The 22,208-nt window shown below is 50.3% G+C and carries 27 protein-coding genes; all 27 read left to right on the top strand.

Going from position 1 to position 22,208, the window contains the following annotated elements; all coding sequences use genetic code 11:
• Positions 1 to 10 precede the first annotated feature (10 nt).
• The 27 genes from ADH66_RS09185 to ADH66_RS09055 all read left to right on the top strand — a co-directional run bounded on the left by ADH66_RS09185 (position 11) and on the right by ADH66_RS09055 (position 22,191).
• Positions 11 to 1,063 carry a DUF5979 domain-containing protein gene (locus ADH66_RS09185; protein WP_066541480.1) on the top strand — a complete coding sequence of 351 codons (1,053 nt, stop codon included), beginning with the start codon at positions 11 to 13 and terminating at the stop codon, positions 1,061 to 1,063.
• 14 nt (positions 1,064 to 1,077) lie between these two features.
• Positions 1,078 to 1,581 (top strand): hypothetical protein, encoded by a 504-nt coding sequence (locus ADH66_RS09180; RefSeq protein WP_066541482.1) that lies wholly within the window; start codon positions 1,078 to 1,080, stop codon positions 1,579 to 1,581.
• Positions 1,581 to 2,384 (top strand): hypothetical protein, encoded by an 804-nt coding sequence (locus tag ADH66_RS09175; protein WP_066541484.1) that lies wholly within the window; start codon positions 1,581 to 1,583, stop codon positions 2,382 to 2,384. The genes ADH66_RS09180 and ADH66_RS09175 overlap by 1 nt, the downstream gene beginning before the upstream one ends.
• Positions 2,385 to 2,396: 12 nt before the next feature.
• Positions 2,397 to 3,140 carry a hypothetical protein gene (locus ADH66_RS09170; RefSeq protein ID WP_066541486.1) on the top strand — a complete coding sequence of 248 codons (744 nt, stop codon included), beginning with the start codon at positions 2,397 to 2,399 and terminating at the stop codon, positions 3,138 to 3,140.
• A gap of 3 nt (positions 3,141 to 3,143) precedes the next feature.
• A complete protein-coding gene (locus ADH66_RS09165) occupies positions 3,144 to 4,154 on the top strand; it encodes a MucBP domain-containing protein (RefSeq protein ID WP_066541489.1) in 1,011 nt (336 codons plus the stop codon).
• A complete protein-coding gene (locus tag ADH66_RS09160; protein ID WP_066541500.1) occupies positions 4,151 to 4,687 on the top strand; it encodes a signal peptidase I in 537 nt (178 codons plus the stop codon). The genes ADH66_RS09165 and ADH66_RS09160 overlap by 4 nt, the downstream gene beginning before the upstream one ends.
• 5 nt (positions 4,688 to 4,692) lie before the next feature.
• Complete coding sequence (gene srtB / locus ADH66_RS09155; RefSeq protein ID WP_207653061.1) at positions 4,693 to 5,460, top strand: class B sortase; 768 nt, start codon at positions 4,693 to 4,695, stop codon at positions 5,458 to 5,460.
• Positions 5,461 to 5,473: 13 nt separating this feature from the next.
• Complete coding sequence (locus tag ADH66_RS09150) at positions 5,474 to 6,451, top strand: transglutaminase-like domain-containing protein (RefSeq protein WP_066541502.1); 978 nt, start codon at positions 5,474 to 5,476, stop codon at positions 6,449 to 6,451.
• 14 nt (positions 6,452 to 6,465) lie between these two features.
• A complete protein-coding gene (locus ADH66_RS09145; protein ID WP_066541503.1) occupies positions 6,466 to 7,518 on the top strand; it encodes a type II secretion system F family protein in 1,053 nt (350 codons plus the stop codon).
• A gap of 156 nt (positions 7,519 to 7,674) precedes the next feature.
• The gene (locus ADH66_RS20620; protein ID WP_207653060.1) at positions 7,675 to 7,848 is read left to right on the top strand and encodes a hypothetical protein; all 174 of its coding nucleotides are present in this window, start codon (positions 7,675 to 7,677) and stop codon (positions 7,846 to 7,848) included.
• Between the two features lie 18 nt (positions 7,849 to 7,866).
• Complete coding sequence (locus ADH66_RS09135; RefSeq protein ID WP_157130725.1) at positions 7,867 to 8,331, top strand: DUF4860 domain-containing protein; 465 nt, start codon at positions 7,867 to 7,869, stop codon at positions 8,329 to 8,331.
• Positions 8,321 to 8,740: a hypothetical protein gene (locus ADH66_RS09130; RefSeq protein WP_066541509.1), complete on the top strand. Its 420-nt coding sequence runs from the start codon at positions 8,321 to 8,323 to the stop codon at positions 8,738 to 8,740. Before ADH66_RS09135 ends, ADH66_RS09130 begins: the two co-directional genes overlap by 11 nt.
• Before the next feature lie 13 nt (positions 8,741 to 8,753).
• Positions 8,754 to 9,143: a hypothetical protein gene (locus tag ADH66_RS09125; protein WP_157130726.1), complete on the top strand. Its 390-nt coding sequence runs from the start codon at positions 8,754 to 8,756 to the stop codon at positions 9,141 to 9,143.
• A 25-nt stretch (positions 9,144 to 9,168) separates the two neighbouring features.
• Complete coding sequence (locus tag ADH66_RS09120) at positions 9,169 to 10,248, top strand: type IV pilus twitching motility protein PilT (RefSeq protein ID WP_407922916.1); 1,080 nt, start codon at positions 9,169 to 9,171, stop codon at positions 10,246 to 10,248.
• Positions 10,249 to 10,638: 390 nt separating this feature from the next.
• Positions 10,639 to 10,965 (top strand): hypothetical protein, encoded by a 327-nt coding sequence (locus ADH66_RS09115; RefSeq protein ID WP_066541514.1) that lies wholly within the window; start codon positions 10,639 to 10,641, stop codon positions 10,963 to 10,965.
• 173 nt (positions 10,966 to 11,138) lie between these two features.
• A complete protein-coding gene (locus tag ADH66_RS09110) occupies positions 11,139 to 12,509 on the top strand; it encodes a type 2 periplasmic-binding domain-containing protein (protein ID WP_157767203.1) in 1,371 nt (456 codons plus the stop codon).
• Positions 12,510 to 12,625: 116 nt separating this feature from the next.
• Positions 12,626 to 14,158 carry a DUF3794 domain-containing protein gene (locus tag ADH66_RS09105; RefSeq protein WP_066541518.1) on the top strand — a complete coding sequence of 511 codons (1,533 nt, stop codon included), beginning with the start codon at positions 12,626 to 12,628 and terminating at the stop codon, positions 14,156 to 14,158.
• 15 nt (positions 14,159 to 14,173) lie between these two features.
• Positions 14,174 to 15,649: a stage IV sporulation protein A gene (gene spoIVA / locus ADH66_RS09100; RefSeq protein WP_066541519.1), complete on the top strand. Its 1,476-nt coding sequence runs from the start codon at positions 14,174 to 14,176 to the stop codon at positions 15,647 to 15,649.
• Positions 15,649 to 15,990 (top strand): hypothetical protein, encoded by a 342-nt coding sequence (locus tag ADH66_RS09095; protein WP_157130727.1) that lies wholly within the window; start codon positions 15,649 to 15,651, stop codon positions 15,988 to 15,990. The genes spoIVA and ADH66_RS09095 overlap by 1 nt, the downstream gene beginning before the upstream one ends.
• Positions 15,987 to 16,592: a zinc metalloprotease gene (locus ADH66_RS09090; protein ID WP_207653059.1), complete on the top strand. Its 606-nt coding sequence runs from the start codon at positions 15,987 to 15,989 to the stop codon at positions 16,590 to 16,592. The genes ADH66_RS09095 and ADH66_RS09090 overlap by 4 nt, the downstream gene beginning before the upstream one ends.
• A 60-nt stretch (positions 16,593 to 16,652) precedes the next feature.
• On the top strand, positions 16,653 to 18,497 hold the full coding sequence (locus tag ADH66_RS09085) for a TIGR03960 family B12-binding radical SAM protein (RefSeq protein ID WP_066533341.1): 1,845 nt from the start codon (positions 16,653 to 16,655) through the stop codon (positions 18,495 to 18,497).
• Positions 18,484 to 19,134, top strand: coding sequence for a TIGR03936 family radical SAM-associated protein (locus ADH66_RS09080; protein WP_066533343.1), 651 nt, complete (start codon positions 18,484 to 18,486; stop codon positions 19,132 to 19,134). Before ADH66_RS09085 ends, ADH66_RS09080 begins: the two co-directional genes overlap by 14 nt.
• 178 nt (positions 19,135 to 19,312) lie before the next feature.
• A complete protein-coding gene (rplS, locus tag ADH66_RS09075; RefSeq protein ID WP_066533345.1) occupies positions 19,313 to 19,657 on the top strand; it encodes a 50S ribosomal protein L19 in 345 nt (114 codons plus the stop codon).
• Between the two features lie 92 nt (positions 19,658 to 19,749).
• Positions 19,750 to 20,334, top strand: coding sequence for a signal peptidase I (lepB, locus tag ADH66_RS09070; protein WP_066533347.1), 585 nt, complete (start codon positions 19,750 to 19,752; stop codon positions 20,332 to 20,334).
• A 59-nt stretch (positions 20,335 to 20,393) separates the two neighbouring features.
• On the top strand, positions 20,394 to 21,224 hold the full coding sequence (ylqF, locus tag ADH66_RS09065; RefSeq protein WP_066541522.1) for a ribosome biogenesis GTPase YlqF: 831 nt from the start codon (positions 20,394 to 20,396) through the stop codon (positions 21,222 to 21,224).
• Positions 21,221 to 21,826 (top strand): ribonuclease HII, encoded by a 606-nt coding sequence (locus ADH66_RS09060; RefSeq protein ID WP_066533350.1) that lies wholly within the window; start codon positions 21,221 to 21,223, stop codon positions 21,824 to 21,826. The genes ylqF and ADH66_RS09060 overlap by 4 nt, the downstream gene beginning before the upstream one ends.
• Positions 21,827 to 21,843: 17 nt before the next feature.
• Complete coding sequence (locus tag ADH66_RS09055) at positions 21,844 to 22,191, top strand: YraN family protein (RefSeq protein WP_066533351.1); 348 nt, start codon at positions 21,844 to 21,846, stop codon at positions 22,189 to 22,191.
• Positions 22,192 to 22,208: the final 17 nt, after the last annotated feature.

Raw genomic sequence — 22,208 nt, 5'->3', positions numbered from 1 at the left:
AGGAGTTGCCATGAAAACAAGACGTTGGGCGGCGGTATTAATGGCGGTGCTGCTGGCCATGGGGTTGGCGGGCCAGATATGGGCGGCTGCCGCCGATGATACCCTGGACCTTAACCGGGACTGCATTCTGAAGGTCAACCCTTGTGACAGCAAGGCCCAGGGCAATGAGGACATGGCCAAGGACCTGTCCGAGGCTGATATAGTGATTGATCTGTATAAGGTCGCGGATTGGAGGATTGAAGAAACGCTATATGGCTTCACACGGGTGGATCCTTTTGACCTGGATATTTCGCAAAATATAACCAATGAAGGCTGGGCTGAGATGGCCCAGAAGGCCGCTGAAACGGCGCTCCTGCCGGAGGCCAGGAAGCCGGATATGAGCGTGGACAGCGGCGTTAATGCGACGCTTAAGCCGGGGGTGTATCTCCTGGTGGCCCATAAACGCGGCGACGCTGACTTTGTCAAGACCATCAAGGATAAAGAGGGGAATTCCCGCATAGTTACCCAGGTGGAGGCCGGCACCAGTGTGTACACCTTTAACCCGGAGCTGGTGGCCCTTCCCAGCAAGACCCCTGGGGAAAGTGGGATCAATACCGCGAATCCCGGTGAGTGGCTGTATGATTTGGAGGTTAACCTAAAGCCCGAGCGCGATGATTTAAAGGGCAAGCTTGAGATTGTAAAGACCTTGAAGACCTATGAGACCTCCGCTCCGGCTACATTTGTATTCCAGATAGACTGGGAGGAGAACGGCGAGCATCGCAGTGATGTGCGTACCATAACCTTTACCGCGCCAGGAGAAAAAGTCCTTACGGTGGAAAATCTGCCTGTGGGGGCAGTGGTAACGGTCAAGGAAGTATACTCCGGGGCTGTGTATGTGCTCGAAACAGAACCTGAGCAGACGGCGACCATAATGGCCGATGAAATTGCACGAGTGGGTTTTGTAAATAACTATAACGAGAGCCACAACAGTGGCGGTGCGATAACCAACCGCTTCACCTATGACGGTGGGTGGAAGGTGGAAAAACTGGTGGACAATACCGGCGAATATGATGCTTTAGAGTAAGGAGGCGGGGAACTTTGAAAAAGAAATCGGTCATTTTTGCGGCTATAACCATAGTCCTGATCCTGGCCGCCAATCTGCCCCTTGCCTGGGGATATTTCTCCACCTATACCGAGGCTCGGGGCGGGGTTCGCATACAACCCAAAAAGATTGAAACGGAGATAGAGGAGCCGGACATATCAGACTGGACCAAGCACGTGGTAATTACTAATTCCGAGGACGGCACTTCGGTCTATATCCGCGCTAAGGCTTTCTGCGGCAGCGAGTACAACCTGACATATGAGGGGGATCACTGGAAACCAGGGGCTGACGGCTTCTATTACTATGACGGTATTTTGGAACCTGGCATGGAGACTCCAGAGTTGTTGGTCAAAATAAACAACCACCCCGAGGAGGAAGACGGCCAAGAATTCAACGTAGTGGTTATTTATGAGAGCACGCCGGTCCGTTATGACGAAAACGGAAATCCCTATGCTAACTGGAGTCAGACGCTCCGGGCCAGAGAAAGGGGCGCTGAGTAATGGATAAAAAACGCAGGATAAAAGGGAGGACTATAGGAAACCTCTGCCTATTCGTTGCGGCAGCGCTGCTGCTGGTTGGCGGCAGTATTGGCAGCGCCAGGGCCGCGCTGACTTATTTTTCCCAGACATATACCTCCCGTATACAGACTCAGAAGATCGGCGTTACACTTCTGGAAAACGGCAATTCCATAGCCTGGAGGAACTTTGACAAGAAGTCTGCAGACGATATCTGGGACATAAACGATGTACCCATAGACGAGCGGCTTTTTAGGGGGATGCTGGGAGAGGACGAGAGCTTTGTGATGGGCAAGGCCTATAAAGAGGAGTTGGCTGTGCGCAACAGCGGTACCATCGACCAGTATGTGCGGGTGAATGTCTACCGCTATTGGGTGAAGGTGGATGAAAACGGCAGCGAGACCAAACTGCAAGACCGGTCGCCGGACCTTATAGATTTGAACCTGGTGAATCAAGAGCATTGGATCAGGGATGGAAAGGCGGACACATCGGAAAGGCACACTCTCTATTATGACAGCATTCTGACCGCAGGGGAGACGACTCCGATTTTCAGCGATACTCTCACGGTGGATGGACTGGCCGCGGACCATGTAACCCATGACATAACCAAACGTGACGGTTATACAGTAATAACCACCACATACGATTATGACGGTGTGGAATTCCGGCTGGAGATAGAAGTCAACGCTGTGCAGACTCATAATGCTGAAGGGGCAATATGGAGCAGCTGGGGCCGAAAGGTAAAGGTATCCTCCGACCAGAAGCTGAGCCTTGTAGACGACGGTTAAGGGGAGGCGCCTATGAGACAAAGAATTAAGAGAATTTTTGCATACCTTCTTGCGTCGGTCCTAGCACTATGCGGCCCGGCTGCATTGGCGGTTACCTATGAAGGTGGCTCTGACTGGCAGGTAACCTTTACTGACACGCTTGAGTCAAATTTTGAGCCTGCGGATATGGCCACAAATATGAGTGATGTGATAGGAAAGCTTCAGGCAGGAGACAGCGCCATATTTACCATAAAGCTTGTGAACACGAACTCCAAGTCTACGGATTGGTATATGCGCAATGAGGTCATAGCGTCTATGGAGGACAATAACTCTGTGGCGGAAGGCGGGGCATATTCCTATAAGCTTACCTATAAGGATAAGAACGGCAAGGAGAAGGTCTTTTTCGACAGTGACGCGGTAGGCGGCGAGAATACTGGCGAGGCCGGAGAGGGGCTCCACGGAGCCACAGGCGCGCTGAAGGACTATTTCTATCTTGACACTCTGGCAACAAACCAGTCGGGTGTGGTTACTCTTAGGGTTGCCCTTGATGAGGAGTCCATCAACAACGTGTACCAGGACTCTCTGGCTGATTTGCAGATGCAGTTTGCGGTGGAGCTTTCCACAGACAATACCCGGAACAACAACCGCACCCAAGTGGTGCGCACAGGGGACGACACAGACCTGCTGCCGCTATATGCGGCCATGGCTGTCAGCGGCATTGTGTTGTTGGTGCTGGGAGTATACAGTATGAAAAAGGACAAGAAGAGAGGGGGATGAAAAATGGAACTGCTTAGACGGCTTATGAGCCTGATGTCCGCGCTTGCTGTTCTTCTTGTACTTGCTGTTCCCCAGGCGGCTGGAGAAGGGTATACCTATACTGTGCGCATTTACGCCGGGCAGCAGGGGACCATGGTAGGTTCCGGCGGCAACGGCGGAAGTATATCCGATAATGGGAATATGCTGATATGTGAAAATGTTCCATATGGGAAACAGATCATATTCCATAATAATATGGTTTCACTGAACAATGGAAGTAAGTATTACGTAAAGGGTATCCGTGAGAGCGGGAAGGGTACGGACGAGGTGTCCGAAACCGGCGGCAGCGAGCGCGTGGCGGCCTTTACGGTGGACAGGGACCAGGACTATGTGGTGGCCTATGGCGTGCTTACAAACCCGGTGGAGTATACCGTCAGATATCAGACTGCCGACGGCCGTGAGCTGGCCCCCAGCGAGACCTATTACGGCAATATAGGCGATCGGCCGGTCATTGCCTATCAATATATTGAGGGATACCAGCCGCAGGCGTATAATCTTACTAAGACCCTTTCTAAGGATCAGGCGGAGAATGTGTTTACCTTTATCTATTCGCCGCTGCCGGAGAACACGGTGTATACAAATACGACCACTACCGTGGTTTCCGGGACTACGCCAACTACTCCTCCTGATAATACCAGCAGCACGAGCGAAGAAAGCTCGGCTGCGGAGGAGGATAATACTGAAAGCTCCGCCGTGTCCGCAGTGCCTGAACCGACCTCACCTCCTGAGGAGAATATACTTGATAACGATGTACCTCAAGCCGGACCGCCTAAGGACAAAATTGACCTGGATGACAATCTTGTACCCATGGCCAATTTTGAGGAAGGCGTGGAAAAGCTTAACTCTGATGGAAAGATGCTCTGGAACCACCTCCCACTTGCGGCGAAGATAGCAGGAGGCGTAGCCATGCTGGGCGGTTTCTCAGTTGCCCTTTGGTTTCTTATCTTTCGCAGGAGAAGGAAGGAGGAGCAATGAGAAGACTTGCTGCTGCCCTGTGTAATATCTTCGGCATATTGATATTGGCGGCAGTTATATGCTCCAGTCTACTGCTTACATTGCCAAAGATATTCGGGTATGAGATATATAATGTTGTCAGCGGGAGTATGGAGCCGGAAATATCTGTTGGAAGCCTGATACTTGTGGCTCCGGTCCAGCCGGAGTCAATTATTGAGGGTGATATTATTGCCTTTGAAAGTTCGGATTCAGTAGTGACACATCGCGTTGTTGAGAACAAAAAGCTGGAGGGTGAGCTTGTAACGAAAGGTGACGCAAATGAAAAAGAGGATATAAAACCTGTACCATATGCTGGGGTGATTGGCAGGGTGGAGCGGCATGTGCCTTATATGGGGGAATATATGGTCATTTACACTACTAATATAGGTAAAGTATATATGATATGCTTCGCAGCCTGTGGGGCTATGCTGAACCTCCTTGCAGGACGTATCAGGGACAGAGGAAAAAAAGATGGAAAGGGTTGTGAATGGGAAAAAGAGTCAGAGCAATTATAATGATATTGGCGCTGCTGGTCTTCCTTGGTTCCGGCGTTGCGGTGTTTGCTATTCGCAGGACATATAAGGCCAGCAGGCAGAGCTATGCTGACGCCGCTTCGGCATATACTCAGAAGACCGATATAGATGATAATATCACAACTTCAAATATGGATGAGGCCGAGGATAATTCGGCAGCTTCTGACATTGATGATGCCGGGCCACCTATCATAGTGGACTTTGAGCGTCTGCAAGGGGATAACCCGCAGGTAGTAGCGTGGCTGTATTGTCCTGGCACGACTATTGATTACCCTGTTATCCAGGGCGTCGACAATGAATTTTACCTGCATCATTCTTATACAGGTGCTGAAGATCAGAGTGGCGCTATATTCGTAGACTCACAGTGCAGTCCCGGGTTCACCGACTCTAATTCCATAATCTACGGACATAGTATGAAGGACGGCTCTATGTTTGGCGGGTTGGAGGCATGGGAGGATCAAGATTATTTTGACTCCCATCCTGTGATATGGCTGCTGACGCCGCAGGAAAATTATAAGGTGAGGCTGTTCAGCGGCTACACCACTTCAGCTTACTCAAATACATATACTATCTTTCGTGGGCCTGGCAGCGATTTTTCTGCCTATCTCGCCGAGTGTCTGGCCCAGTCTGATTTTATCACTGAAGACAGGCCAAGTGATGACAGCCGGTGCGTGGTGCTTTCTACCTGCGCTTATGATTTTGATGAGGCAAGATATGTGCTGCACGGTAGACTGGAACAGGTAGGTACGCAGTAGTGGGAGGCGTTTCATGGTACGAATGAAAAAGCTTTTGTACGCCATGCTCGCGTTGCTGTGCCTAGGGGGGTGCATGGTGGCCCATACGGATATGCCTTTGGAGGATACTCCCTCCTCGTCTGTCACTGAAACCGAACAGAGTGTGCCGGATAAGCAGCAAGCTCCTGATTCGCAGGAATTTACTCCATACCAGGCCCCGGAGTTTGCCAGGGCTGATTTTGACCATGCTTCTGCACAAGGGGAAAACGGGGTACTGATAGATCTAACGGGGATCAGCATGGGGTATGTTGCTGTGTCGGCTGAAAGCGACGTTCGTATGAAATTCCGTGTAGAGATGGGTGAACAGATTTACGACTATGACCTGCCTTCAGACGGTACGCCTGCGGTCTATCCATTACAGTGCGGGAATGGCAGCTATATTTTCCGTGCGCTTGCAAATACCGTGGGCACAAAATATGCCGAAGCATATTGCGTGGAGACTCAGGTAAGGTTGAAGGATGATTTTCAGCCGTTTCTTCGTCCAAGCCAGTATGCAGACTATGATGAGGATTCCATATGCGTGGAGGTTGCCGCCGAGCTAGCGTCACAGCAGCCGGATGCTCTGGGTGTTGTGGAGGCTGTATTCGAATATATTTGTGAACATGTTACCTATGACAAGGAAAAGGCCACCCATGTAAAAAGGGGATACCTGCCGTCTCCTGACGAGACCTTGTCCACCGGCAAGGGAATATGCTTTGACTATGCCAGTCTGGTAGCCGCAATGCTTCGCAGCCAGGGTATACCCACTAAGATAGTCTTTGGCTATGTTCAACCCAATGATCTCTATCATGCATGGAATATGTTTTATACTGAGGAGAGCGGGTGGGTGACGGTTGGCTATGAGGTCGAGTCAAATAGCTGGAGCCGTCTGGACATGACCTTCTCAGCTAATGGCGCAGGTTCAGAATTTATCGGAGATGGGACCAACTATACTGACGTGTATTTTTATTGAAAGCTGGTGGCGTTATGGGAAAAAAGAGGGGGAAACTGCTGGATGCTCTGGGGGTCAGCGCTTTCTGCGAGAGCATGGCCCTGATGACCCAATCGGGCATACAGCCGGACGAGGCGGTGGAGCTGCTGCGGCAGAGCGACGGCAAGGGCGGCGTTTTAGACTATGCTCTATCCGCTATGCAGGCAGAGCTGAATCTGGGGCATAAGCTGGCTGATGCAATGGAGACTTGTGGCGCGTTCCCTTCCTATGCCGTGAAGATGATCGCAGTCGGCGAGGAGTCCGGCCGCTTGGAGGCGGTGTTGTTCCGCTTAAGCAGATATTATCTGAATGAGGAAACCATGGAGGATAAGCTGCGCAGCGCCGTTACATATCCGGCGGTGATGTTGGTTATGATAATCGCGGTGCTGGCCCTTATGCTGACCATGGTCCTTCCAGCATTTACACGGGTCTATGAACGTACGACGGGCAGCCTTGCGGTTTCCTCCTACAGCTATATCAGCTGGGCATACGGTTTCTGCTGGGTGGCTTTGGGTGTAATGCTTCTGCTGGCCATGTCACTGCTGATAGGAAGGCTGGTTTGGAGAAGCAAGCGCCGTCCCGCGCTTGAGGGGCTACTCGAAAAGGTACCGCTATGTGGAGAAATACTGCGTGAGTTGGGATTATACAGGTTTATGGGTGCGTACACTACATATTTGTCCAGCGGAACTTTACAAGATGTGGCAATGGAAGAGAGCATTAAGATGACAAGATGTAGGTCGGTTGAAAAAAAATTGCTGCGCTGTATGTCACATCTAGAAGCCGGACACAGTTTTGCCCACGCAGCATATGACGAGGGACTATTCGAGCCGGTTTATGGCCGTATGCTGCTTGCCGGAGAGCGCAGCGGAAGATCTGAGCTGGTGCTGTGGCGGCTGACAGACCTCTTAGAGGAGCATTGTACCACCCTGACGGACCGGCTTGTCGGCATTGTGGATCCTTTGCTTTCAGGGGTTTTGCTGTTGACAGTGGGGGCGTCCCTGCTCAGCGTTATGCTCCCTTTGCTGGGCATAATGAATTCCATAGGTTAGAGGGTGCGGCCGTTGTATACTGATAAAAAGCGAAAACTATGGCCTTGGGTTATCGCGGCCATATTGACCGCCGTCCTCTTGGTCTATGGTTTTTGGCTGTTTGCCGGGGGCTCTCGGCGCAATGCAAAAGAGGAGGGAGCAACTGCACTTAAAGCCGTGATACAGAACTGTGCTCAACAGTGCTATGTGGTGGAGGGTGTTTACCCGCCGGAACTCTCATATATGGAGGATAACTACGGTTTGCGGGTCAATCGAGAGGATTATTATGTAACATATGAGGTGTTTGCTTCTAATCTGCCGCCTAAAGTGACGGTGGTCAGTAAACCCTAAGGTGTGGGGGCGGTCGTATTGAGAAAGAATAGTTTACCTGTGATGTTTTCCACGCTGGCGGTGGAGGGCATGTTTCTTTTGGGCTTTTTGTTCCTGGCCATGTTTGGAGCGGGAATCTACCGCGGAACAGTTGAGGTTCAGGAGGATAATGGGCGCAGCCGTCTGCTGTTGAGCTACTTTTCCACCTGTGCGAAGAACGCTGATACAGAAGACGCAGTTACTCTGTACGAAGATACTGCCGGACAGGTATTAAGCTTTGCGGACATAGAGAGCGGCTATGCTGTGAGGGTTTATCAGCAGGGCGGAAAACTGTTGGAGGACTATGCCCTTTCCGGTTCGCCGCTGGCCCCTGGAAGCGCTACAGTCATTGGTAAGACGGATATTTTTCGGGTTGATAAGGTGGGTAAGCGTACCTTTCGGGTTATAACAGACGAGGGTAACGTGGCTTTCACCCTGAGAGCGGGGGCAGAGTATGAGGGATAAGCATAGAATTACGGTGTTTTATATAGAAATGCTTCTGCTGGTGGCTGTATTTACCGGCGTTATCCTTGTCCTTTCCAATGTGTTCGCCACAGCTAAGGAGCAGAGCTCTAATGCCAAGTCACTTAACGGCGCGGTTCAGCTTGCTGAAAATGCGGCGGAAATAGTCGGAGGGACTGACGACCACAGCGAAATGGTGGATTTGTTGGGGGGAGACAACAATGCGGCATGTCACCTGGAGTCCCAAAAGCTGCTTGCAAGGTATAACGGCGATATGGAACCGGACCCAGACGGAGGATTTTTAGTTGTGATAACCTGGGAGGACATAGAAGGACTGACAAACTATGATATCACTGTGACTTGGCGGGAGGATCCGATTTACGAGCTGGAAACCTCAGTATTCTATGAATGAAAGAGAGAGCCTTATGAAACAGATACATGTGCGGCTTGGTCCATTAGCTTTATTATTGACGGTAATAGTGATCTGCATGACCGTACTGGGGCTGCTGGCTTTGACTACCGCAAGAGGGGACCTGAGTATGGCTCGGAGATATGCGGAAGCGGTGGATACCAGGTATTCACTGGAGGCAAAGGGGCAAGCTTTTTTGTGGGAGACGGCTAAGGATCCCGGAGCGTTGAACCAGTTGGAAAGGGACAAAAACGGCACGTTCTGGAGAATACTGTCTGAAAACGGTATGAGCCTGCGGATAGGCTTGGCCGGGAAAGGAAGAGGTTTCCGTGTGGTAAGCTGGCAATTCACACAGGAAAGTTGGGAGCCAAAAGAGGATATAGGCGGTCTCTGGAACGGAGGCTGAGCTTGCGGATAGTTTTACTCTATATGTGAAAGGACAGGTCATCAAGATGGATATCCAGAATGTTTTGCGCCAGGCGGCAGAGTGGAATGCCTCGGATGTTTTCCTAGTGGCCGGACTGCCGGTAACACTAAAGTGCAAGGGGCACCAGCAAAGGCTGACGGAGGGCATACTTATGCCGGAGCATACCCAGGCGCTGATAGACCAGATTTACCGTTTCATTGGGCGCGACCAGACGAGAATCGCCCAGGGAAAAGATGACGATTTCTCCTTTGCTGTGCGCGGCATGGGTCGGTTTAGGGTAAACGTATTCAGACAGCGCGGCTCTATGGCGGCGGTGATAAGGCTTATACAATTCGGCCTGCCTGACCCCGCCTTGCTGGGCATACCTGAGGAGGTGCTGTCCCTTACGGAAAATCAGAAGGGTTTGGTGCTGGTCACAGGGGCTGTGGGCACAGGGAAATCCACTACGCTTGCCTGTATGATACAGCGGATAAATCAGAGCAGGGACTGCCATATTATCACGATGGAGGATCCTATAGAGTATGTCTACCGTCATGAGCGGTCTATCGTTACCCAGCGGGAAATATCCATCGACGCGATCAGTTACCCTGCGGCGCTGCGCTCCGCACTGCGGGAAAGCCCGGACGTTATACTGCTGGGAGAGATGCGGGACTATGACACTATATCCGCGGCTATAACGGCCACAGAAACCGGGCTGCTGCTGTTCAGCACCCTTCATACCAGCAGCGCGGCCAACACTATCACCAGGATAATCGACGTGTTTCCGGCCGGCCAGCAGCAACAGGTAAAAATACAGCTGGCACAGCTTCTCAAGGGAGTGGTATGCCAGCAGCTAATACCTGACATAGAGGGCAGGCTTATCCCGGTGTTTGAAATTATGAAGACAAATAACGCGATTCAGAATATGATACGAGAGGATAAGCTTCACCAGCTGGATTCAGTGATGATGTCTGGCGCCAGCGAGGGTATGTGCACTATGGACGGCAGCCTTTTGAAGCTCTACCAGCAGGGACGGATTACCAGAGAAACAGCCATGGTATACTGTATGAATTATGAAGTTATGGCAAAGCGTCTGGGAGTCTAGCGCAATCCCTCTCAATCATATAAAACTGTCCCCGCCGAAGCGCCCGAAAGCTTTGGCGGGGACAGTTTTGTTTTCCAAGATAATTTATTTTAGGAAAAATGCAATACATATAAGTACATGGCTGTTGTTTTTATAAAAAAACCATATTTTTGATAAAATATTCTTGACTTCCCTTGCGCTATATGATATACTTACAATAACAACAAAGAACGGCCGATTTTATTACCTGTTTTTTTACAACAGATACAAATCTGGTGTTTTTTGCCACAGTACAACCAGTGGCCACTGTGGAGTACATATTGTCCGCTCCGGCGCGTTTCTATGTGTCGGATATAAACACAAGGCAAGCTACAAGCTTGCGCAATGCAACATTGAAAGGATGTAATAAAAATGACAAAGAAAGTAATTTCCCTACTCATGGCCCTTATGCTCGCTTTCAGCGTGATTTCAATCTCGGCTTATGCCGAGGGGGACGAGGGCATCGAACCCTATGGCGTGGTAACCAAATGCTTCAATTGTGGTGCTGCGGTTTCCAATCCTACTTATGGCTCCTGGAACGAAAATGGAACCGTCTATACAGGCTGTGGTAAGACGAGCGAGTTGCATGCGCACTTTAAATCATGGCGGGTCACAGGATGGCAGTGCCACAGCTGCGGAGCATGGACAGAAACAAAAAGAGTGACAGTAACGGATAACTGCTCTATCATGAAATCGTAATTCTTTCCTGTATTTATCCGCTAATAAGTAGCGGATTGCATAACAATAGACTTGGGAAACTAAGTCTATTGTTATCGTTTATTTCAAGCGTGATAAAATAATATGGAGAATTGTTTATGAAAAGAATTTATGTGTTATTTGCTGTCTTTTGCTTATTAACTTTATTGGTTCCAATGACAGGTTGTAAAAAAAATAAAAATCTTGAATCGGAGGGCGTTTCATCTTATGTCTCCGAAGAAAGTGCCGCCAATGAGGAAGATACCTCCCCGCTGCGTGTTCTTATTGATTTAGAATATGGAAGCGATGTATATGTAAGGCTCCAGGACGAGCTTGAGAACTATGACAAGGAATATGTCCGCGGAAAATGGGAGGGTATCAGCCTTCAGGCCAAGATAGAGGACATGGGTGGGCCGTCCTCTGTTGAGATTGAGATAGCCCCTATTAGGGAGAACGAGCGGGACGTATATTTGACCAGCCTGCGCACGGAAATGATGTCCGGCGGCGGCCCGGATGTCTTTGTGTGCAGGGGCGGCACAGGATTTCACGAAAAGGAAACAAACGGCAAAATAAGCTTTGGCGAATGGATAGAGTCCGAGCCGCTGTTCAAATTTCCCCAGCAGGCCATGAAAAGAAATATGTTCCTTGCGCTGGAGGATTACATCAAAAAGGCCCAGTTCATGGAGTGGGAGAAGCTGACTCCGGTGGTGATGGACGCGGGGAAAACGGAGAAAGGACAGTTTTTGCTGCCAATGACGTACACAGTCGCAACCACAGCCTTTCGGGAGTCCGATGTTGAGCATACGCCGTCGAGGGATATGAAATGGGAGGATATGCTCTCCGATGGGCCGCATATGCCCCTCGCGGCAATCGCGGAAGTAGAACTCATAGGGAATGGGCTGGCGCCATTTGCCGACTACGAGCACGACAAGCTGGCCGTATCGGAGGAGGAGATGCTCCGATACTATGGTGTGAAGCTTGATAATCGTAAGAAATATAATGAGGAAAGCGGTGTTCCCTACATCGGGTTTGATTTGAAGGTCATGCATGAATATGATTTGAGTATTTATGACGAAAGCTTCAACAAAGATGACCCCATTACATTGGTTCCGCTTTATTCTCGTAATGGCGGATATATGGCAACCGTTACAAGCTTTGCGGGGATAAACGCAAACACAAAACACCCGGACGAGGCTTTTTGGGTCGTGGACTATCTGCTGGGGGAGGAATGTCAGAGGTCTATCCTGTATACGTTCATGACCACAAATCAAGCCGTGCCTACTCTGGAGGGGCTTATGACAAGTGGAAAGGCTGTTTCCACTGGGTTCGAAGATGATAACGGAAAGCCGAAAGGAAAAATGCCTGATAACCTCTATGAGCAGTTCTGTGCTGTTAGGGACAATATAAGCTTTGCTGATTTTGCCACGCCTTTGGATCGTGAATTTCAGAAGCTCTACTTTGATTTACTTGAGCCGTCCACAAAATCCCGGGAGGATGTTATCCATGACGCTTATATGAGAATGAGTATGGAACTTGCTGAAAGCTGACATTTTGAATTTTTACGCCCCCTGGTTTACCAGGGGGCTATTTTAATGGGAAGTCCGCATATTTCACAGCCGGCCGCATACATATTTGGTAAGAAAGTTAAAGGAGAGGATGCTGTATGCAGGCCCATATCAAGACCGCGCCCTATGAATATTTCGACCCCATATTTGACGGCCGTTACGAAACGCCGCTGGACACCGAATACAACCTGCCAGACTACTGCACTGATATCCAGAAGATATTGAAGTGCCGGGCCGTTCCCGAGGTTTCGTCGTACATGATCGCGGGGGACACTCTGACCTGCGACGGAGTGTGCGATATCCGTGTGCTATACCTGGATGGCAAAGGGGACTCTGTCCGCTGCTGTGAGTTCACCAAGGATTTCACCGCCAGCATAAAACTAAAGGCTGCAGAGGAGAAGGCTGTTGCCTGTGTAGAGGCCTCTATGGCCCATCTTACTTGCCGGGCGGTCAGCGCGCGGAGGATAGACCTGCACGCTGCGGTCACTCTGAACGTGCTGGCGGTGGTGCAAAAAAAGGAACTTATCACCTGCAGTCTGGACGACGAAACCATTGAAAAGCGCGGGGAGACCTTTTCCGCACATCAGGCAGTTAACGCGGTATGCCATCAATTCACCCTTGAGGACACTCTGCCGGTAAAAAACGGCAAGCCTCCTATAGAGACTATTCTGCACCGGGAAGTATCCTGCCGCATCATTGAAAACAGACTTTCTGACGAGCGGCTGACGGTAAACGGAAGCGCGGATATTTCCCTTTTATATACCTCGGCCGTTGACAGCGGTACAGAGAAGCTTTCCGCTTCTGTGGATTTCAGTCAGATAATCGAATGTGCCGGGGCCGACGAGGAGTGTATCTGCGACCTGCGAATCATCGCCGGAGAGAGCGGCATACAACCCAGAGAAGATGATGTAGGGGAGTATACCAGCATAAGCGTAATGATAAAGGTATTCCTTATGGCTTTCCTGTATAAGCCCTGCGAAGTAGGTATTATTAACGACGCCTATTCCGTTAAGGCTCCGCTGGAGCTGCGTTACGCCCAGAACGCCTTTACAAAGATACATGGGACATCCTCGGAGGTACTTAAAAAGAAATGCAGCCTTACTGTCACTGATGACGAGATACAGAAGGTACTGGATATTTGGTGCGAGCATGACACGGTTCAAACGGTTTGTGAGAAGGGGAAACTCAATTATCGGGTGAAATACAATATATGTATGCTGTATGTGAACGCCCAGGGACGCATCCTATATATCGAGAAGCAGTTTGATCAAAGCTTCACCACCGACCTTGATAACCAGCTTGCAAAAAGGGCTGACACTACCTGGCACACAGGCTTATGGGAGTATCGCATTGCCGACAAGAGCACTGTAGAGGTCTCTGTCGAAACCACCGTTAGCTCGGTGCTGTTAAGCCTGGACAACGTAAAATACCTGACTTCGGCAACAGTTGATGAGGGCGCCCCGGGCTTTGATATACGGCCAAGGTTTCTTATCTACTATGCTGCCAGCGGAGAGAAGCTTTGGGACATTGCCAAAAACCATCGGGCCTTGCTCAGCGATGTCAGGGCACAGAACGAGCTGTTTGAGGACACAGTGCCAGAGTCCCGCCCCATCATAATCTGCAACAGATAAGAGGAGACCATAGATATGGAAGATTTCAACGTATATAAGGATATCCAGGACCGCACAAACGGCGAAATTTACATCGGCGTTGTGGGCCCTGTGCGCACAGGCAAATCCACCTTTATCAAGAAATTTATGGACACGGTAGTAATTCCCAATATCCCTGACGGACTTCAGCGGGAACGGGCGGTGGATGAGCTGCCTCAGTCCTCTGCCGGCCGCACCATCATGACTACCGAGCCAAAGTTTATCCCTGAACAGGCGGTCTCGGTGCAGATAGACGATGACGCCATGTTTAATGTGCGTATGATTGACTGTGTAGGCTATATTGTCCCCAGCGCTATCGGCTACATAGAGGAGGACCAGCCGCGTATGGTGCGCACGCCATGGTTTGATGAGCCCATCCCCTTCAATATGGCGGCGGAGATCGGCACCAAGAAGGTCATAACGGAGCACTCTACCATTGGGCTCGTGATAACCACAGACGGCAGTATAAGCGATATCCCCAGGGAGGAATATGAGGAGGCGGAGGAACGGGTTATAGACGAGCTGAACCAGACCAACAGGCCCTTTGTCATGCTGCTCAACTGTGTTGACCCGGGCGACCCTAACAGCCGCGCTTTGGCCGCCCGCCTTTCCGGTAAATATTCTGTGCCGGTATTGCCGGTCAACTGTATCGATATCACTGAACAAGGTATAAAGGAGATAATCGCTAATCTATTATACCAGTTCCCTGTACGTGAAGTGGAGCTTTCCGTGCCCGGATGGGTAGCCTCTTTGGGTTCTGAGCACTGGCTGTATTCATCTGTTTTCGGAACCATCAAAAACTGCTGCGGCATTACCCGGATGCGGGAAGTGCGAGGTATGATGGAGAGTGTTGGAACCTGTGATTCAATCCAGGGAGTCAATGTACGGAGGATAGACCTGGGAAGCGGCTGTGCCAGCGCGGAGCTTATCTTTGACCAATCCCTGTTTTACAAGATACTCAGTGAAAAGACCGAGCTGGAGATCAAGGATGAATCTGAGCTGTTGGCACAACTAATCGAGATGACAGAAATCAAAAAGACCTTTCAAAAGCTTCGCCAGGCCTATGACGATGTGCTTGAGACCGGCTATGGCATCGTCATGCCAGAGGTAGAAGAGCTGACTCTGGAGGAGCCCCAGATTCTCAAGCAAAACGGCAAATACGGTATCCGTCTGAAAGCCACCGCACCGTCTATCCATATGCTGAGAACCCAGATAAATACGGAAATCACTCCCATCGTCGGCTCTGAGCAGCAGTCCGAGGAGTTGGTAATGTACCTTTTAAAGGAGTTCGAGGAGAACCCGGTAAAAATATGGGAATCCAATATCTTTGGCAAGTCCTTGCACTCCCTTGTAAACGAAGGTATGCATAATAAGCTGTACCGTATGCCCTCCGACGCCAGGGAAAAGGTACGCGAGACTATTGAACGCATCATAAACGATGGCTGCAGCGGCCTGATATGCATAATACTATAATGCAGGAGCAGGAGAAGCTTCGCGAGATTGAAAGCTTGGGAGAAGAAGCGGAAGACTTCCAAGAGGACGCGATGTGGGAGGAAAGCCGGAGGGAGGCAGGCAGTTGGGGCGGAATTTTACTGGTGCAAGCGGTTATTTGCGCTCTTATTGTGTTGGCGCTGATATTTTTCAAGGTATCTGATGACGGGAAATACCAGGAGATAACCCATTGGTACCGGCATGAAATGACAAACGAAATCGAACTTCCCACATTCAACCGGGCTTCGCCGGAGCCAGTCGAGTCTTCTGAACCCACTGCCACGCCGCCACCGGCTGACAGCGCCCCACCGCAGATGCTTTGATGCTGTCGTTTAGTATAGGTCCGTGCAGAATCCAGGCAGAGTTTACCTTTTTCGCGCTGATCGCCTTTTGCTGTATTTTTACTGGGGCAAAGGGCGGTCTTGCGTGCTTTGCGGCGGTGTGTATTCATGAAACAGCCCATCTTGCCGTGATGGGCGCCATGGGGGTATGGCCGGCAAAGGTGGTACTGTCTGCCCTCGGCTGCCGGATAGAGAGAAACGGCCAAAATGACTTAACGGACAGACAAAATATATGGATATCTCTGGCAGGCCCCGGAGCAAACTGGCTTTCATTTATAATAGCCTATGTGCTGGGATTTGACGGCAGCGCTTTTTGGGGAGCAAGCTTCGCCCTTGCCCTTACCCATAGCTTGCCGATAGAGCCTTTGGATGGTGGGCTTGCCTTGCGATATTTTCTTAGCGGCAAATATGCATATGAAAAGGCAGAGCAAATTTCCCGTGTGATTTCTACTATATTGCTGGTTCCACTGGCCATATTGGGTTTTTCCATATTGCTTCGTACACGGTATAACTACTCTCTTTTGGCTCTGAGTATATATTTGATGTTATATCTGGTGATGAAATGGGATTATACCCAGCCATAGTACTTGCAAAAAAATGTAAAAGAGGTTATAATAGTCAAAAAACAAGGAAAAGGGATGGCAATGTATCCAAAAGAAGTAGAAAAAGTTCTCTTAAAGGTTCAAAAACCCGGTCGTTATGTGGGCGGTGAACCGCATTCAGTGGTGAAAAAAAGGGAAGAGGTAGACGTAAGGTTTGCGTTTTGCTTTCCTGATGTCTATGAGGTGGGTATGTCCCACCTGGGAATAAAAATATTATATGGGGCCATAAACCAGGTCCCATATTTCTGGTGTGAGCGGGTGTTTGCTCCATGGATAGACATGGAACACCAGATGGTAGAAAAGAACCTCCCTCTCTATGCCCTGGAGAGTGGCGATCCTGTAAAGGGTTTTGACTTTATAGGGTTTACCCTGCAATATGAGTTGAGCTACACCAATATACTCAATATGCTAAAGCTGGGTGGCCTACCCCTGCGCAGCGATGACAGGCCGGACCTGTTTAATATCGTTGTGGCTGGCGGTCCATGCGCCTGTAACCCGGAACCGCTGGCGGACTTTTTTGACATCTTCTTTCTGGGCGACGGAGAGGAGGTTGACCTTGAGGTTATGGAGCTTTACCGTCAGTGCAAAAGAGAGGGCACAAGCAAGCAGGAGTTTCTTCGTCGGGCCGCACAAATTGAAGGGGTTTATGTTCCTTCGCTATATGATGTGGAATACAATTATGACGGAACAATTAAGAAGTATACCCCAAAAGAAGGGGCCCCCGCCACGGTATGTAAACGCGTGGTAAACGATATGGATAAAGCCTACTTCCCGGAGTCTTTCCCGGTACCGCTTGTTGAAGTTATACACGACCGAATTTCGGTGGAGGTCCTGCGAGGATGTATAAGAGGGTGCAGATTCTGTCAGGCTGGGTTCCTTTACAGACCCTTTCGTGAGAAAAGTATGGAGACCATTGACCGTCAGTGTCGCGCTCTATGCGAGTCTACCGGCTATGACGAGATTTCCCTTTCTTCACTGAGCACCAGCGATTACAGCGACCTTAACGGCCTGCTGGACTATCTGCACCGCTGGACGGAGAAAGAGAAGGTGAGTCTGTCCTTGCCATCGCTTCGTGTAGATAATTTTTCCCCGGAGCTAATGGAGCGAGTAAATTCTGTGCGAAAGAGTGGCCTGACCTTCGCGCCGGAGGCGGGCTCCCAGCGTATGCGGGACGTGATAAACAAGAATGTGACCGAGGAGGAGCTGCTTCATACAGTTAATGTGGCGTTCACCGAGGGGTGGACAAGGATAAAGCTGTACTTTATGATCGGCCTTCCAACCGAGACTTTGGAGGATGTTTTGGCTATTCTGGAGCTGGGCAAAAAGGTCGTAGACGCTTTTTATGCCAATAAGGAGAAGCCGAAGGGCAAAGCCGTTGAGGTCTCCCTCAGTGCCGCCGCCTTTGTACCAAAACCCTTCACCCCTTTCCAGTGGTTCGGCCAGGATACCATGGAGCTGCTGCGTGAAAAGCAGCGTGAATTAAAAGCCGGAAACCGCTCCAGGCGGGTAAGCGTCAGCTATCATGGGGCGGAAACCAGCTTTTTAGAGGCGGTTTTTGCCCGCGGCGACCGCAGGCTCTGTACGGTGCTGGAAAAGGCCGTTGAGCAGGGCTTCCATTTTGACAGTTGGGACGAGTGCTTTGACTTTGACCGCTGGAGGGCGCTTTTTGAGCTCTGCGGCCTGGACCCGGCTTTTTATGCTAACCGTACACGGAGCTTTAACGAGGTGCTCCCTTGGGATCACCTGGACTATGGTATCCGCAAGGAATTTTTGATCGAGGAATGTAAGCTGGCTTATGAAGGCAGGACCACGCCTAACTGTCGGGAAAAGTGCTCGGGCTGCGGGGCGGCATGTTTCAAAGGAGGGCTATGCGTTGAAAAGCGTTAGGGTATGGTTCAGCAAAACAGGACCGGCAAGGTATATCTCTCATCTGGACCTGACAAGGTGCATGGGAAGGGCCCTGAAGCTCTCGCGCCTGCCTGTCTGGTATACCGAGGGATTCAACCCCCACATATATATGACCTTCGCCATGCCCCTGTCCTTGGGTGTGAGCGGGCTGCGCGAATGTATGGATATCAGGCTGACAGAGGATACTGACCTGGCCCAGGCGGCCCAGATACTTGACGCACAGCTGCCAGAGGATATTTCAGTATTGGAAATATTCGAGCCGGAGCTGGGCTTTGACGCTGTGGCTTATGCTGAATATGAAATATCCCTGGACTCGGAGGAGCCGGAAGCTCTGGCAGATATACTGGAGGAGCTGATGGCACAAGACACGGTTATTGTGATGAAGCACGGGAAAAAAGGCGATAAGGAGTTTGATATCAAGCCCCACTTTACTTTATTGGACAAGCAGGCTGGGCATGGGTTGTTGAAAATAAAGCTTCGTGCTTCATGCAGCCAAGCAGGCAGCGTTAATCCATCTCTGCTGCTTGAGGCCTTAAAATCTTATAAAAATTTGGAGCCTTATGCGGAGATTACTCGTTCCAGACTGCTGACAAAAGATTTTTTCGATATGAAGTAAAAAACTCTTGCCTTTCACTACAAGTTGTGGTATAATGTTTTAGCATTTGAGGTTCCGCGGGTTTTCTCTTTGTAGCTTGCCCGTGGGGGTCATAGCGCGGGTTCCGCGCAGGAAGCGGGCAGTCCGCTGCCGGTGTACCGGCATGAATGCCTGAATTATATTTTTGGAGGAATATCAAATGGACGCAATCAAATTAGTTTCCCAGGATTCTCTCAAAGCAGAGGTCCCTCAGTTCAACATCGGCGACACCGTCAGGGTTGACGTGAATATCCGCGAGGGTGAGCGTGAAAGGATCCAGCAGTTCGAGGGCACTGTCATTGCCCGCAAGGGCAGCGGGGTCAGTGAGACCTTTACCGTCCGCCGCGTGTCCTACGGCGTAGGTGTAGAAAGGGTTTTTCCCTTACATTCTCCCAACGTAAAGGCTGTCCGAGTGGTGCGCTTGGGCCGCGTGCGCAGGGCTAAGCTGTACTATCTCCGCGACCGGGTGGGCAAGGCTGCCAAGGTCAAGGAACAGCTCAAGTAAAATCAATATACTATTGAGATAAGGGACATTTTGTCCCTTTTTCTATTCCTGCTTAAAGCTTTACAATAAATTTAGCGTTAGGAGGATTTGCAATGGATAATAAGGAACCGGCAGCAGAAGCAGTCCAGAAACCAAAGCAGCCTTTTCATGCATGGCTGCTGGATTGGATTGAGACCATTGTGATGGCGTTCGTTATTGTGACGGTGGTGTTCACTTTTGCGGCGCGGGTGGTCACGGTAGACGGCGCATCAATGGAGCCAAACTATTATAACGGTGACCGGGTGCTGGTAACATCTTTGGCCGGAGAAGCAGAGGCCGGCGACGTGGTTATAATAGTGCATACCTTGGAGGAGACTCTGATTAAGCGAGTCGTGGCTACGGAGGGCCAGGTGGTGGACTTTGATAATGAACTGGGCGAGCTTATAGTGGATGGACAGGTGGTAAGCGGAGAAGTATACGGCACCAGGAACGGCATTACCTTTGCGCCGGAAAATATGGACGACACCATGGATTTCCCTCAAACTGTACCGAAGGGTTGTGTCTTTGTGCTGGGAGATCATAGGGATGATTCCACTGACAGCAGGAAACTCTCAGTGGGCATGGTGGATAGGCGGAATATTCTGGGGCGTGTAGTCTTCAACCTATATCCAATGTCGAAGATTGGCCCGGTGGGGTGAGTAAATTGGAGCAAGAGAACACAAACGCGGCCCGGCAAATTCAATGGTTCCCCGGCCATATGGCGAAAACCAGGAGAAAGATAACAGAGGACTTAAAGCTGGTGGATATCGTACTGGAGTTGCTGGATGCCCGCATCCCAGCAAGCAGTTCTAATCCTGTACTACGGGAAATAATACAAAATAAGCCTAGAGTCGTAGTGCTGAATAAAAGCGATTTGGCTGACCCCAAGCAGACCATGCGCTGGATTGCAAAATACAGAGAACTAGGTCTGAGCGCAGTCCAGGTGGAGAGCAAAACGGGCAAAGGATTACCTGCGCTATACCGAGCTGTACGCGAGGAATTGAAGGAACAAATTGCAGGTTGGGAGCGCAAGGGGATGTCTGGCCGGCCGATCCGCGTGATGGTATTGGGAATACCCAACGTGGGAAAGTCGTCTATTATCAACCGTATGCTGATTGGCGGCGGCGCGGGCAGAGCAGAGGTGCGGGACAAGCCCGGTGTAACAAGGCAGAACCGATGGTTCACTATAGGCAAAGGCTTCGAGCTGCTGGACACGCCTGGGGTGCTCTGGCCAAAATTTGAAAACCCGATAGTTGGGGAACGTCTCGCCTTTACAGGCGCCGTAAAGGACGAGATACTGGACACAGAAGGATTAGCGGGAAGGCTACTGGAGGTCCTGTCGGGGCTCTATCCTCAGTCCCTGGAAAACAGGTATAAACTTAAACTTTCCAATGAACATTTGGCCGGCCATGAGCTTTTAGAATTAGTTGGCCGAAAGCGTGGTATGTTGATTTCAGGCGGAGAGATAGACACGGACCGGGCAGCAATCACGGTGCTCGACGAGTTTCGCGGCGGTAAGCTGGGAGCTATATCCTTGGAGTGGCCATGATTGACTGGTATGAGTATCAGCGGAAAGCTGAAGAAAAAGGATTTTTCGCAGTATGCGGGATCGATGAAGCCGGGCGAGGACCTTTGGCCGGACCCGTATGCGCGGCAACTGTTATCATGCCATTAGGCCTTGAGATAGATGGATTGAACGACTCAAAAAAGCTCAGTGAAGTAAAGCGGGAAGCTCTGTTTGATGTGGTAAAGGAAATGGCCCTGTCCTATGGCATTGGCTGGGCCAGCGAACAGGAGATAGACGAATATAATATATTGCAGGCCACTTTCCTTGCTATGCGCAGGGCCGTGGAGGCTATGCCTGTCTGTGCGGATTACGCTCTTGTGGACGGCAATCGTATGCCGCCGCTGGCTATTCCCGGAGAAACTATAGTTAAGGGCGATAGTAAATGTGCTTGCATTGCGGCGGCGTCTATCCTGGCAAAGGTAAGCCGGGATCGGCTGCTTAGGGAGTGGGATACACAATACCCAAAATACGGCTTCGCTAAACATAAAGGCTATGGCACCAAGGCCCACTACGAGGCTATAAATAAGTATGGCATTTTGCCTGTTCACAGAAGGAGTTTCCTCAAAAACTTAGGTGAAAAATAGATGGAAAGGTCCATATAATGGCTCAAAACACAGGCTCCGCGGGAGAAGATTACGTTGCTCGCTGGCTGGAAAAGCAGGGATTCGGTATTGAGGTGAGAAACTATCACTCTCGGTTTGGTGAAATTGACATTATTGCAAGGAACTCTCAGTATATTGTATTTGTAGAAGTTAAGACCCGGGAGAGCGGTTCTATGGTATCTGCTGTGGAAGCCGTTACCATGAATAAGCAGAGGAAAATTCTGTTAACTGCACAGTTATACCTACAGAAAAGCCCATGCGCTTTACAGCCGCGGTTTGATGTGGCGGCTGTTACTACACTGCATGGAAATCCTATGGGGTTACAATACTTTGCCAATGCATTTTGAGACTGAGAGGGAAATTT

It is taken from the genome of Acutalibacter muris (genome assembly GCF_002201475.1).
GTDB classification, from domain to species: domain Bacteria; phylum Bacillota; class Clostridia; order Oscillospirales; family Acutalibacteraceae; genus Acutalibacter; species Acutalibacter muris.
Note: the sequence above shows the minus strand (reverse complement) of the source record. Positions and strands in the feature narration are given on the sequence as shown.